Raw genomic sequence first — 12292 nt, 5'->3', positions numbered from 1 at the left:
GAGCCGCCAGATTATGTCGCTTTCCGAGCGACGGAGAACGTGGGGTGAGGTCGTCGTTCTCTCGGGCCTCTGCCTTCTATGGGCCGTCCTCATCCACTGGGAGACGTTGTTCACCCTGCCCGCGGAGGGCGTGACGCTCCGGTCGCTCCGGGACGTCGCCCTGCTCGTTCTGCTCGTCACGTCCGCGTCGGCGGCGGTTCTTCGAGGAGAAAACCTGGTGACGGAGTGAGGCGGGTTGACGTCGATACGTCGAACTACTCGGCGTCGTAAGTCACGCTGACCGTCGCGGTCACCGTCACCGGGCCGGGTTCGAAGGAGGTGCTCCCGCCGGCCGAGTCGGCGCTCTCGTAGGCGACGCGGGTGTCGACGGGTTGGTAGCCGCCCGTCGTGGAGACGGAGCGGACGCCCGTGATGGAGAGGTCGGCCGCCTCGGCCAGCGTGTCGGCGTCGGTGCGGGCCGCGTCCATGGCGGCGTTCAGGGCTTCCGCGCGCAGGTCGGCGCGGGTCTCGTCGGTGAGCGTGAAGGTGACCTGCTGGACCTCGCTGGCGCCGTTGCCGACGGCGACGTCTATCACCTCGCCCGCCTCGTCGGGGGCGACTTCGACGGTGTAGGCGTGGACGGCCTGGTAGCCGGTCATGTTGCGCTCCTGCCCGCTGTAGTCGTACTGCGGACCGACGCGGAAGTAGGCGGTCGACACCGCGTCGTCGGCGACGCCGGCGTCGCGGAGGGCTTGGCGCATCCGCTCGGAGTCGGCGGCCACCTGCCCGCGGGCCTCGTCGGCCGAGGACGCGGTGGCGGTCACGGCGACGGTGACGACGGCGAGGTCGGCGTCGGCGGTCACCTCACCGTTCCCCGAGACGCTGATGCTGCGCCCCGACTCGGCGTCGGAGACTTGGTTTGCGGGGCCGGTCCCGCCGTCGACTTGTAAGGGGGCGAGACAGCCGGCCATCAGGACGAGTGCGGCGACGGCGAACGGGAGAACGAACGTTCTGAAGCTACGTTGCATACCTCTTACACGTCGGCTCAGGATATCAAGCCGACGTAACCGCAAAGAACTCTTTCAGTCTCCGGGGAGGGTCGCGTTCAGGGGTCGTCGACCGCGATGTAGCGCACTTCGACGGTCACGTCGCGGCTCCCGAGCGGTCCAAGCGGTTCGGGGGCGAGTTCGTCGATGAGCGGGCGGATATCGTCGCCGAGCATCGGCGGGTTACCGCCCGGCGGGTAGCCGACGGTGACGACGACGCGACTCGGCGTCTGGAACGGGAAGCCCTCGTACTCGACGTTCATCGACACGAGCGAGGCGTCCTCCGGGAGGTCGCTCACGATGGCGCTCTGCGTCTCCTGCTCGAACGTCGACGTCCGGTAGGTGCCGTAGGTGACGCCGAAGAGCACCGTCGACAGAATGAGGAGGATGGCGCCGATGGTCGCCACCCGCGACACCGTCGCCGACCGCGCCTCGTCCTCGCGAAACCACAGTTGCGGGCGGTAGCCCATCTGCCACAGCACCATCAGGGCGACGAAGTTGATGGAGAGGATGTTCACGAGGACCAAAACGAGCGGTCCCAGCATCGCGACGGGGTGGCCCCACGCGAGGGCGACGCCGACGACGGCGATGGGCGGTACCAACGCCGCGGCGATCATAACGCCGACGAGGGCGGCCGAGACGCCCGAGGAGATGGCAGCGGCGCCCGCCGCGCCCGCGCCGAGGGCGATGACGAGCGACAGGACGTCGGGCGCGAGTCGCTCGTGCACCTCTCCGAGCGCGAACACCTCCTCGGCCGTCATCGGGACGATGCCGAGCGCACGCAACAGCACGGCGAAGATGGCCGCCGCCGCGATGGCGACGGCGACGCCGATGGCCTGTAGTTTGATGCCGCGGAGCGCCATCTCGCGGTCGTCGATGACCGTGCCGACGCTGGCCGACATCGCGGGACCGACGAGCGGGGCGATGACCATCGACCCGACGACGACGGCGGGCGAGTCGAGGAGGACGCCCGCGGTGGCGACCACGGCGCTCACGATAGTCATCAGGAGGAACGAGGGGAACGGCGGCGCCAACTCGTTGGCGTTGGCGGCGAGTTCCTCGCGGGCGATTCGGTCCGAGTCCTCGTTCTCCTCTTCGTACTTCTCTTCGAGGTCCTGGAACCGCTTGGAGACGACCGTCTCGGCGTCCACGACCACGGTGTAGGCGTCGCGCTCGATACCTACGTCGCGAAGCTCCGCCAACACGGGTTCGACGGCCTGCGCCGGGAGGGGAAACGAGACGAGCGCCGTGTAGCCGCGTCCGCTCGTCTCGTCGGAGACGGCGTAGTCGATGCCCTCCTCGTCCAACGTCTGCAGAATCGTGTCGCGCTTGCCGGTCGGCACCATCACCTGTACGAGTCGCACGCACGAACGTTCCGAGCGGCGTGCAAAAACCCCGTCGGCCTGCGACGGACGGTCTCGACGGTCCGCGCCGGGTTCATTGCCGACGCGCCGCTACGCGGATTCGTGCACCGCACCGTCGACCGCAGGGCGTTCCTCGCCGCTGTCGCCGCCGTGAGCGGCGGTTGTCTCGACGGCGCTACGCCCGAACACTCTGATGCGACGTCCGCACGCTCGGGAACGGGTACGAGCGAGGACGGTGAGGACGCGCGGGAGGGCCCGAACGCGACGTACCGGAACCCGGTGTTCGAGGAGGTGTTCGCGGACCCCACCGTCGTCGAGGCCGACGACGCCTTCTACGCCTACGCGACGTACCATCCGTGGGGCGGCGCGCGCGAGTCCTCGCGGCTGATTCCCGTCGCCCGGTCGACCGACCTCGTGAACTGGTCGGACGCCGGCGCGGCGTTCGCGTCGATGCCCGACTGGCGGGACGCCGACGGGTTGGGGCTGTGGGCGCCCGACGCCGCTCGTTTCGGCGGACGGTACGTCCTCTACTACTCGTACGCGCGGTTCGGCGACCCCAACCCCGGCATCGGCGTCGCCGTCTCGCCGTCGCCGGCGGGACCGTTCGAGGACCGCGGCGAACTGCTCAGGAGCGACGGAATCGGCGTGCCGAACTCCATCGACCCCTGCCTGGTCCGCGAGGGCGGAACGCCGTTCCTGTTCTGGGGGAGCAAGCGGGGTATCTACGGCGTCCGCCTCGCGCCGGACGGTCTCTCGGTCGCGGACGACCCGTTTCAGGTAGCCGGCGACGGCGTCGAAGCGCCGTTCCTCGTGAAACGGAACGGCCGCTACTACTTCTTCGGGTCGCGCGGCACCTGCTGCGCCGGCGCGGACAGCACCTACCACGTCGTCGTCGGGCGGTCCGAGTCGCTCCGTGGGCCGTATCGGAACCGGGAGGGGACGCCGCTGACGGAGGCGTCAGGGACGACTATCCTCCGCGGCGACGACGCGTTCGCCGGCCCCGGACACAACGCCGTCGTGCGCGACCACGCCGGCGACGATTGGCTCCTCTATCACGCCTACGAGCGCTCGAACCCGTGGACGGGGAACGGCGACGTCCCCCGACGCGTCCCCATGCTCGACCGACTGGACTGGCGCGACGGGTGGCCGCGGGTGCGGTCGGGAACGCCCTCGCGGACCGCGCCGGTTCCGCGCGCCGGCGGGAACACCTCGGGTGCGAGTCGTTTCCGTCCCGAAACGCCGAGGAGATAAAATAGGGTCCGCTCGCTTCGCCGGCGTCGCTTCAGTCGTCGTCCGATTCGGCCGGGTCGCCGGCCCCGGGAGCGTCCGACTTTCGCTTTCGACTCGACCCCGTGAGGACCGTCTCCTCCTGCAGGAGCACGCGGCCGTAGTTCGACCCGAAGTCCCGTATCAGCGAGAGCAACGCGAGCAGACAGACGAAGGCGAACGGCGTGCCGGTGATAATTGCCGCCTGCTGAAGCGTGTTCGCGCTTCCCGTGCCGCCGAGAATCATCAGTATCGCCGCGGTCAGTCCGAGGACGACGCCCCAGAAGATGCGGTTGATGGTCGACGGTCGCGCCTTGCCCCCGGTCGTCATCATCGAGACGGCCAGCGTCGAGGAGTCGGCCGAGGTGACGAAGAACGTCGTCACGAGGATGAGGAACATGTACATCAGGAGCGTGCCCACCGGGAGCGTCATCGAAGCGCCGCCGATGTTCAGCGTGAACTGCAACGCCTCGAAGAGGATGAAGCCGGACACCTCCGCGCCCGCCTCGCCGGAGATGACGGCGCCGAAGTCCGCGATGCCGTTGTGTTGGGCCCAGACCGCGGTGCCGCCGACGAACGTGAACCACGGAATCGTCGCCGCCGACGTCGCGACGATGCCGGTGAACGCGACTTCGCGGACGGTGCGGCCCTTGGAGATACGGGCGATGAACAGGCCCGCGAACGGGGACCACGAGAGTGCCCACGCCCAGTAGAACACCGTCCACGCGTTCATCCAGTTCGTGGCCTCCGGGTTCCCGGCGCCCATCGGTCCCGCCCCGGTGAAGAGGCTCATCGAGACGAAGTCCGAGAGCATCCCGCCGAACGCCTGCGTGCCGAGCAGCAGCAAGAACAGCGTCGGGCCGACGAGGAACGTCGACACCATGAGGACGACGAAGAGAATCATGTTGAAGTTCGAGAGCCGGCGGATGCCCTTGTCGACGCCGAGCACCATCGACGTCGTGAACAGCAGCGTCATGAACGTCACCACGAGAAGGATGCCGAGGTTCCCCATGCTAATTCCCCACTGGTAGTCCAACCCGGTGACGAACTGGCTGCCGATGAAGCCCAAAGACGTCGCCACCCCGCCGATGGTCGCGAAGACGGCGAGGATGTCGACGACTTTCGCCGCCGGACCGTCGAGGTTGTCCGCGCCGATGATGGGCGTCAGCGCCGAGGAGACGCGAAGCGGGACGTTCTCGTAGTTGTACGCGAAGTACCCGATGGCGATTCCCATGATGGTGAACACGGCCAGTTGGGGGAGCGCCCAGTGGAACATGGTCTGTTGGACGGCGATGGTCATCGCCTCCGCCGAACCCCCCTCTACGCCCCCAAACAGCGGCGAGGGACTCGCGTAGTAGAAAAGCGCCTCGGTCGGACCCCAGAACACCACGCCGGCGGCGAATCCCGCCGAGTAGATCATCGAGAAGAACGAAAAGAAACTGTACTCGGGAGACACGTCGCCGAGTTTGATCGAACCCCACGGACCGACGATGAGAAACAGCAGGAAGACGACCACGAGGAACACGATCAGCAGGAGCGCCCAGTTGAACATCCCGAGCAGCGTGTCGTTCAGCGACGAGATGCCGTTCTCGACCGCGTTCGGACTGACGAAGAACGCGACGATGACACCCACTGTCAGCAGCGCACCGAACAGGAAGACGGTGGGGTCGATCTCCTCTCGGAACTCCTCGATTCGCCCCTTCCCGGCGTCACTCATACCGTCTCAACCCCCGGCCCCGAGCGACGACGCGGTGTTCGAACGTGGTTCGACCCACCGTACACTGTGGCGTGCGAACGCATGCCATTCTGTCATCGGAGAGTCGGATAAGTGTTTTTCACGGGTTCGGTCATGTCAGGAGGAGAATCTATTCCTTCGCGGAGCGGCCCGGGAACCGCGAGACGCGTTTCGTCGAGAGCGGTCTACTCGCCCTTCAGTCGCTCCAGAACCGGTATCGCCTCGATTCGTTCGTCGGTCACCTCCTCCCACGCGACTCCCGAGGGTTTCCGCGCGGATGCCTCCGTCCGAATCGACCGTTCGGGCGTGAACACCCACTCGATCGGTACGTCCTGTGGCGTCGTCGGAATCTCCCTGTCGACGAACTGCGTCTCGTGGAGCGTCGTCACCGTTGTCGTGTCGTCGTCGACCAGTCCGAACTCCCGAAGAATAGCGAACTCCAGGTCGCTGTATCCCTCGCCTTTCCCGACGCGCGCACCGTCGCCGTTCACCGCGACGCTCCCCGAGACGATCAGGTCGACCGGTTCCATCTCGTCGGGTCCGACCTGTACGCCGACCTCCGACGACCCGCCGATGGTCGTCGCGTGGTCGATATCGTCTATCTCGGCGGGGTCCAACCGAAGGAAACAGTTCTCGTCCCGAAGTCGTGGGACGGCCATGTAGACCGTCTTCCCCTGCCGCAGCGCCGCCCGCCGGACGGGAAGTTGCGGAGAGTCGGGATTGGACTTAATCACGTCCGCCTCCTGCCACGCCTCGTTCTCCGATAGTCGATTTGCCGCCTCGTCCGCCCCGTTGAAATTGGGAATTCTGTCATGGGGAGGATATGGAAATCTGGCTTCTCCGCTCTCCTCTAATTCGTCCCAGATACGCTCTCGGAGCTTCTGTTTCTCCATGCCACCACTTGCGAGGCCGCGTACTAGTACCTCGTCACCCGAGCGGGGACGAACGTCGGGCGACCGCACCCGCGTCTCCTCTCGAACGGGGAGTAGCCTTACAACTGTTTGTTGCGAACACGGCACATGGTCTCCGAAGAGCCGACCGACGTCGGGGCGAACCTCGAAGGGGAAGCGCCGGACGTCGAGCGGAGCGTCGAGACCGACGAGGCGACCTACACCGACGACTCGGAGTTAGAGCGGACTATCGGACTCACGGGCGGCCTCGCCATCGGCGTGGGAACGATGATCGGTGCCGGTATCTTCGTCTTTCCGGGGCTGGCGGCCGGTCGGGCGGGACCCGCCGCCGCGGGGTCGTTCGCACTCGGCGGCGTCGTCGCACTTCTCGTCGCACTGCCGGCCTCCGAACTGGCGACGGCGATGCCGAAGAGCGGCGGCGGCTACTACTTCATCTCGCGGGGCCTCGGAACGCTCGCCGGCGCCGTCGTCGGACTCTCGCTGTGGTTCGGTCTCGTCTTCGCCGCGGCCTTCTACCTCGTGGGATTCGGCTTCTACGCCGTCGACACGCTCGCGGAACTCGGTATCGTGCTCGGACCCGAGTTGGTCATCCCCATCGCCTTGGTCTTCGGCGTCGGCTTCACGCTCCTCAACGTCACCGGAACCGAGAACGCGGCGAAGCTCCAGAACGGCGTCGTCGCCCTCCTCCTCTCCATCCTCGCCGTCGTGCTCCTGTGGGGAACGCTCGACGCCCTCGGACTCATCGGCCGACCGAGCACGCCCGAGCGGTTCATGCCGTTCGGTCCGTTCCCGGTTCTGACGACCGCCGCCCTCGTGTTCACTTCCTATCTCGGGTTCGCACAGGTCGCGACGGTGGCCGGCGAGATGAAACGGCCGGGTCGGAACCTCCCCTTGGCGATGGTCGGGTCCGTGCTCGTCGTGACCGTGCTGTACGTTACGACGATATTCGTCGCGACGAGCGCGTTCGGGAGCGAGCGCCTCGCGAGCCTCGGCGAGACGGCGATGGTCGACGTCGGGCGGCACTACCTCGGGTCTGCGGGGGCGCTGGCCATCGTCTTCGGCGGACTGTTGGCGACGATGTCGAGCGCGAACGCCTCGATTCTGAGCACGTCTCGGGCCATCTACGCCGTCTCGAAGGACGCGCTCTTGCCGCGGTGGGCCTGCCGTATCAATCTGAAGTACGGCACGCCGCACGTCGCACTCGGGATGGCCGGGGGCCCCATCCTCGTCCTGGTGGCGACCGGGCGGGTCGAAGTGCTCGCGGAGGTCGCCTCGTTCCTCCACCTCGTCCTGTACGGACTCATCTGCGTCGCCCTCGTCGTCCTCCGCCGCGACGAACCCGAGTGGTACGACCCGGACTTCCGGACGCCCGGCTACCCCGTCGTGCCGGCGCTCGGCGCGGTTGCGAGCTTCGCTCTCATCGGATTCATGCAGACGGCGTCTCAGGTCATCGGGCTCGGCCTCATGCTCGCGGCCGCGGGATGGTACTTCTACTACGCTCGCGACGTGAACCTCAGGGGGGCGCTCTGATGTCGCGCGTCCTCGTGCCCGTCGCGGTGCTCGAAAACGAGGCCGTCCCGCTCGGACTGATGAACCTCCTCGGCACGATGGACGTGACGGTTCTCGGCTACCACGTGCTCCCCGAGCAGACGCCGCCCGATCAGGCACGCCTCCAGTACGAGGAGCGCGCGAACGCGGCGCTCGCGGATATCGCCGAGGAGTTCCGCGACGCCGGCGGGAGCGCCGACTACCGGCTCGTCTTCACCGCCGACCGGCAGAAGACCGTCGACCGGGTCGCCGACGAGGTTGGTGCACGGGCGTACGCCATCTCGGGGGCGACGGGAGCGGTCGACCGGATACTGGTGTCGCTCTCGGGCGACGTCGCGGCCGACCGCATCCTCGCGTTCGTGACCGAACTCGTCGGCGACCGCGCCATCGACGTGACGCTTCTCCGGGTCGCCGGCGACGACGGCGCGGTATCGATGGAAGCGGCGGCCGAGCGACTCGACGCCGCCGGCATCGCCGCGACGACGAGGATTGCCGAGGGCGCGGCCCCCTTGGAGGCGCTTCTCGACGCGGTCCCCGACCACGACGCCATCGTGATGGGCGAACAGGCCCCCTCGCTCCAGTCGTTCCTGTTCGGGGAGGTGACCGAACGCGTCGCGGCGGAGTCGGTCGGGCCGGTGCTCGTGGTGCGGCGGCCGCGGTCGAAGCCGGAGTCGGAGTCGGAGTGACGGGCCGCTTCGGTGCCGCCGACGAGTTCGTTCGGCGACTGCGACGGACCGCAACGCCAGCGTTAACCGCGGCGACGGCGTCTCCTCGCACATGTTCGAAGACCGCCCGGACCGACAGGAGGTCGTCCTCGTCGGGCGTTCCAACGTCGGCAAGTCGACCATCATGCGGGAGTTGACGGGCCACTCGAAGTTCACGACGGGGAAGAAACCCGGCGTGACCCGGCAGCCGAATCACTTCGACTGGGCCGGCGACGACTTCATGTTCACCGACCTGCCGGGGTTCGGGTTCATGTCCGGCGTCGAGGAGGACCGCCGCGAGGAGATAAAGACCGACATCGTCCGGTACATCGAGTCGAACGCCGACGACATCCTCGCGGGCGTCCTCGTCGTCGACGGCAAGAGCGCCGTCGACATCATCGACCGCCACTCCGGCCCCGACGAGATACCGCACGACGTGGAGATGTTCCACTTCCTGCGCGAACTCGGGATTCCCGTCGTCGTCGCGGTGAACAAGATGGACAAAGTCGACGACCGGGACGAACGCCTGAACGACCTCTGCGACCGACTCGGACTGATGCCGCCGTGGAAGCAGTGGTCCGACGTCGTCGCGCCCATCAGCGCCAAGCGCGGGAGCCTCGACACGCTCGAAGAGGCCTTGCGCACTCACTTCCACGAGCAGAAGCGCGACGACCTCCTGAAGTTCGTCAGCTGAGGCGCCCGGCGTTCGGCCCGACGCCGAGGCGGTCGAGGAGCGCTTCGAGTTCCCGGTTCAGTCGCGGTCCGAGCGGTCGCGGCCGACGCCGCAGACGGCGAACGGGTCGCCCGCCTCGTCGACGACGAGCGACCCGGTGAACTTGTACGGGCGGCGGTCGCCCCTCTTCGTTCGGACCGACGCCTCGACGGTCGCCTCCCCGTCGTCGACGACGGCGTCGATGGCCGCCGCGACCCGCTCTCTATCCGCCCCCTCGAAGAACTCCGTCGGGTGCATCTCGGCCACCTCCTCGTCGGAGTACCCGGTCTGCGCCACCAGCGCGTCGTTCCAGCGCAGGAACCGCCCCTCGGTGTCGAACGCGTAGAACGGGTCGCCGACGGCGTCGAACGCGGCGTCGAGCAGCCTTCGGTTCCGCGCCGCCTCGCACGCGACACGCGCGGCGGTGACGGACAGGTCGATGCGTCGGGCGAGCACCTCGAACTGCTCGGTGCCCATCTCCTTTTTCAGGTAGTCCGTCGCGCCCGCCCGGAACGCTTCGCCCGCCACCTCGTCGGCGCTCTTCCCGGTGAAGAGGATGAACGGGAGGTTCGGGAACGCCTCCCGGAGGTCGCGCAGGAAGTCGACGCCGCTCTCGTGCCGCATGTCGTAGTCGCTGACGACGCAGTCGACGTCGTCGCCGCGCGACGCCATGAACTCGCGCGCGTCGGCCGGCGACCCGGCGGTGTACGTCCTCGTCCCCGAGAGGTGGCGGCCAACGAACGTCGCCGCCGCCTCCACGAACGCCGGGTCGTCGTCGACGAGCAGTATCCCTACGCCCTCGTCCGCACTCGGGTCGTGCTCGCTCACGCTTCCCCGGCGAACCGCGAGCGACTTAAATCGCGGCGACCATTTCTCAAAAACGGTTGCGTTTCGCACTGTTTCGCGTTACGTCGCCGTTAACGAGCGGCTCTCGGCGCGAAAACTATCGAACGCTTGAACAGACGCCTCGGTCGTCGCGGACGCTCGCGGTCGTCGGGTCGAAGGAGGACGGTCCGTCTCGGAAGGGCGACTCGGGCGTTAACTGCCTCGTCACACGGGGCTCGGTGGGGGTAACCCTCGTCACTGTCGCCCGTCCCTCGGTAGCGGACCGTCGCATTTCACGCTTGCCATCGCCGCTCCCGCGGCCGGCGTCCTTCGTCGCCCACCGTCCGCCGCCCGGCGTCAGTCCTCGTCGTCCCGTCCGTCCCACGCCGCGTGCTCGGCGTGTTCGGCGGCGACCCGCCGCGCGTCGTCGCCGTCGAGCAGTCCGTCCTCGGTGGCGAGGCCGTCGACGAGTCGACCGGGTACCCGCTCGAACGTCGGCGCGAACACGTCGACCGACTCCTCGCCGTCGTACACCGACTCCGCGGGCGACGCCTCGTCGGCCACCCGGTCGTCACCCGTCGGTCGAATCTTGTCGCGCGCGGCGACGACGTAGACGGGGACGCCCGCCTCCCGCGCGGCCAACGCGAGTCCCGTCGTCCCCGTCTTGTTGACGACGCTCCCGTCCGGCAGCACCGCGTCCGCGCCGACGACGACGGCGTCCGGAGCGACGTCGCCGTCCGCCAACGCCGCCGGCAGCGCCGCCTCGGTGGTCAGCGTCACCGCCGCCGCCGTCTCCTCGGCGGCCGTCTCCGCGACGTCGACGCCCTCGCGTTCGGGGCGAGACTCCGCGACGAGGACCGAGTCAGGGTCGAACGCGCGGAGGCACTCGGAGACGGTCCCCGACCGCGAGAGCGTCGCCACGCCCGTCACCTCGGCGTCGCGGAGGCGGTCGACCAGCGTCGCGGAGGACGCCTCGCTCGCGGCGTGCGCCGACGAGAGCGCGCGGACCGCCGCGGCCGCGACGGCCTCCGGACGACGCTCGGCCGTCGCGAGCACGCGGTTCACGCGGTTCGCGACGGCGGCCATGCTCGGGCGCGCGTCGCGGAGTTCGCGGCCCACCTCGGCGACCGACTCCCAGTCGTCGGCGTCGACGGCGGCGTCGCGGAGCACCTCCAGCGCGCGCGCCGAAATCCACGCCGACCCGTTCGTTCGGTCCTCGCGCACGTCCTCGACGCCCGGTGCGACGCGTCGCCACGTCTCCCAGAGGCGCGGAACGGTCTCCCGGTCGCGAATCGCCGTCGGGTCGGCCCACTCCACCGCGGCGAGTTCCTCGTTCGGTCGCACCTCCCGCGTCGTCGACTCGAACAGGAACGGGTGGACGACGAACGACCCTTCCTCGTCGTCGACGGCGAGCGTCTCGCCGATTCTGACGAGGCGGAGGCTCGCGCCGCCGAGTCCAATCTCCTCGCGCAGTTCCCGCCGGGCGTCGAACTCGGCCTTCTCGTTTTCCTCCTCGACGTAGCCCGAGACGCCCGCCCAGCGGCCGGTGTAGGTGCCCGCTCGCTCGCTGCGGCGGGTGAGCAGTACCTCGCCGCGGTTGCGGACGAAGCAGGTGACGACGTGGTCCATGCCACACCCTACATCCCTCGGGACAACGGTTTTTGGGTCGACGGGCGTACCTCCTCGTATGTCCGTGGACCTCGCCGTCGTCAGCGACACGCACGTCCCCTCGCGCGAGGAGCGCATCCCGGAGTGGGTCGAAGGGCGCATCAGCGCGGCCGACCACGTCGTCCACGCGGGCGATTTCGACTCCGCGGAGGCGTACGAGCGGGTGGTCGAACTCGCCGGCGGCGAGGCCAACCTCACGGCCGTCGTCGGCAACATCGACCCGCGGGGGTTCGACCTCCCCGAGACGGCGACGCTCGACGTGGAGGACGTGCGCTTCGTCGTCACTCACGGGTCCGGGTCGCTGGAGGGCTACCGCGAACGCGTCGCCGACGCGGTCCGCGAGGAAGGCGGACCGGACGCCGTCGGCATCTGCGGGCACACCCACGACGTGATGGACGAGTTCGTCGACGGCGTCCGCCTGCTCAATCCCGGGAGCGCGACGGGGGCCGAACCGGCCGCCGAGACGACGATGTACCGGCTCACCGTCGACGGGTCGGACGTGTCCGTGACGCTGCACCACGAGTAAACTCGGCA

At 68.5% G+C, this 12292-nt stretch carries 12 protein-coding genes; 6 read left to right on the top strand and 6 right to left on the bottom strand.

What is annotated here, in order from left to right:
* Nucleotides 1-13 precede the first annotated feature (13 nt).
* Nucleotides 14-229, top strand: a complete 216-nt coding sequence (locus NDI76_RS14285) for a hypothetical protein (protein ID WP_310924758.1) — start codon at nt 14-16, stop codon at nt 227-229.
* Nucleotides 230-254: 25 nt separating this feature from the next.
* On the opposite strand, the gene NDI76_RS14280 is transcribed toward NDI76_RS14285, so the two are convergent.
* Nucleotides 255-1007 carry an SIMPL domain-containing protein gene (locus NDI76_RS14280; protein WP_310924757.1) on the bottom strand — a complete coding sequence of 251 codons (753 nt, stop codon included), beginning with the start codon at nt 1005-1007 and terminating at the stop codon, nt 255-257.
* A 77-nt stretch (nt 1008-1084) separates the two neighbouring features.
* Nucleotides 1085-2389 (bottom strand): TIGR00341 family protein, encoded by a 1305-nt coding sequence (locus NDI76_RS14275; protein ID WP_310924756.1) that lies wholly within the window; start codon nt 2387-2389, stop codon nt 1085-1087.
* Between the two features lie 102 nt (nt 2390-2491).
* On the opposite strand from NDI76_RS14275, the gene NDI76_RS14270 reads away from it, so the two are divergent.
* Complete coding sequence (locus NDI76_RS14270; protein ID WP_310924755.1) at nt 2492-3640, top strand: family 43 glycosylhydrolase; 1149 nt, start codon at nt 2492-2494, stop codon at nt 3638-3640.
* Between the two features lie 31 nt (nt 3641-3671).
* Here NDI76_RS14270 and NDI76_RS14265 read toward each other — a convergent pair whose 3' ends face one another.
* Both NDI76_RS14265 and NDI76_RS14260 read right to left on the bottom strand, forming a co-directional pair.
* Nucleotides 3672-5372, bottom strand: coding sequence for a BCCT family transporter (locus tag NDI76_RS14265; RefSeq protein WP_310924754.1), 1701 nt, complete (start codon nt 5370-5372; stop codon nt 3672-3674).
* A gap of 203 nt (nt 5373-5575) precedes the next feature.
* Entirely contained in the window at nt 5576-6283 is a 708-nt protein-coding gene (locus tag NDI76_RS14260; RefSeq protein ID WP_310924753.1) for a 5-formyltetrahydrofolate cyclo-ligase, read from the bottom strand.
* Between the two features lie 126 nt (nt 6284-6409).
* Between NDI76_RS14260 and NDI76_RS14255 the strand changes: the two genes are divergently transcribed.
* The 3 genes from NDI76_RS14255 to engB all read left to right on the top strand — a co-directional run bounded on the left by NDI76_RS14255 (nt 6410) and on the right by engB (nt 9247).
* Nucleotides 6410-7831: an APC family permease gene (locus tag NDI76_RS14255; RefSeq protein ID WP_310924752.1), complete on the top strand. Its 1422-nt coding sequence runs from the start codon at nt 6410-6412 to the stop codon at nt 7829-7831.
* A complete protein-coding gene (locus NDI76_RS14250; protein ID WP_310924751.1) occupies nt 7831-8535 on the top strand; it encodes a universal stress protein in 705 nt (234 codons plus the stop codon). The genes NDI76_RS14255 and NDI76_RS14250 overlap by 1 nt, the downstream gene beginning before the upstream one ends.
* A 91-nt stretch (nt 8536-8626) precedes the next feature.
* The gene (gene engB / locus NDI76_RS14245; RefSeq protein ID WP_310924750.1) at nt 8627-9247 is read left to right on the top strand and encodes a GTP-binding protein EngB; all 621 of its coding nucleotides are present in this window, start codon (nt 8627-8629) and stop codon (nt 9245-9247) included.
* Between the two features lie 57 nt (nt 9248-9304).
* On the opposite strand, the gene NDI76_RS14240 is transcribed toward engB, so the two are convergent.
* On the bottom strand, nt 9305-10093 hold the full coding sequence (locus NDI76_RS14240) for a PAS domain-containing response regulator (RefSeq protein ID WP_310924749.1): 789 nt from the start codon (nt 10091-10093) through the stop codon (nt 9305-9307).
* A gap of 354 nt (nt 10094-10447) precedes the next feature.
* The gene (locus NDI76_RS14235) at nt 10448-11719 is read right to left on the bottom strand and encodes an eIF2B alpha/beta/delta subunit family protein (RefSeq protein WP_310924748.1); all 1272 of its coding nucleotides are present in this window, start codon (nt 11717-11719) and stop codon (nt 10448-10450) included.
* Nucleotides 11720-11777: 58 nt separating this feature from the next.
* On the opposite strand from NDI76_RS14235, the gene NDI76_RS14230 reads away from it, so the two are divergent.
* Nucleotides 11778-12284 carry a metallophosphoesterase family protein gene (locus NDI76_RS14230; RefSeq protein WP_310924747.1) on the top strand — a complete coding sequence of 169 codons (507 nt, stop codon included), beginning with the start codon at nt 11778-11780 and terminating at the stop codon, nt 12282-12284.
* Nucleotides 12285-12292: the final 8 nt, after the last annotated feature.

The sequence above is a fragment of the Halogeometricum sp. S1BR25-6 genome (assembly GCF_031624495.1).
Taxonomy (GTDB): Archaea; Halobacteriota; Halobacteria; order Halobacteriales; family Haloferacaceae; genus Halogeometricum; species Halogeometricum salsisoli.
The sequence above is the reverse complement of the archived record's forward strand: the minus strand, read 5'-3'. Positions and strand labels throughout refer to the sequence as shown.

Excerpts from the sequence above, each read along its gene's own strand:
- NDI76_RS14285 (WP_310924758.1), top strand. The coding sequence starts at position 14 with ATGTCGCTTTCCGAGCGACGGAGAACGTGGGGTGAGGTCGTCGTTCTC.
- NDI76_RS14280 (WP_310924757.1), bottom strand. The coding sequence starts at position 1,007 with ATGCAACGTAGCTTCAGAACGTTCGTTCTCCCGTTCGCCGTCGCCGCA.
- NDI76_RS14265 (WP_310924754.1), bottom strand. The coding sequence starts at position 5,372 with ATGAGTGACGCCGGGAAGGGGCGAATCGAGGAGTTCCGAGAGGAGATC.
- NDI76_RS14260 (WP_310924753.1), bottom strand. The coding sequence starts at position 6,283 with ATGGAGAAACAGAAGCTCCGAGAGCGTATCTGGGACGAATTAGAGGAG.
- NDI76_RS14255 (WP_310924752.1), top strand. The coding sequence starts at position 6,410 with ATGGTCTCCGAAGAGCCGACCGACGTCGGGGCGAACCTCGAAGGGGAA.
- NDI76_RS14250 (WP_310924751.1), top strand. The coding sequence starts at position 7,831 with ATGTCGCGCGTCCTCGTGCCCGTCGCGGTGCTCGAAAACGAGGCCGTC.
- engB (WP_310924750.1), top strand. The coding sequence starts at position 8,627 with ATGTTCGAAGACCGCCCGGACCGACAGGAGGTCGTCCTCGTCGGGCGT.
- NDI76_RS14235 (WP_310924748.1), bottom strand. The coding sequence starts at position 11,719 with ATGGACCACGTCGTCACCTGCTTCGTCCGCAACCGCGGCGAGGTACTG.
- NDI76_RS14230 (WP_310924747.1), top strand. The coding sequence starts at position 11,778 with ATGTCCGTGGACCTCGCCGTCGTCAGCGACACGCACGTCCCCTCGCGC.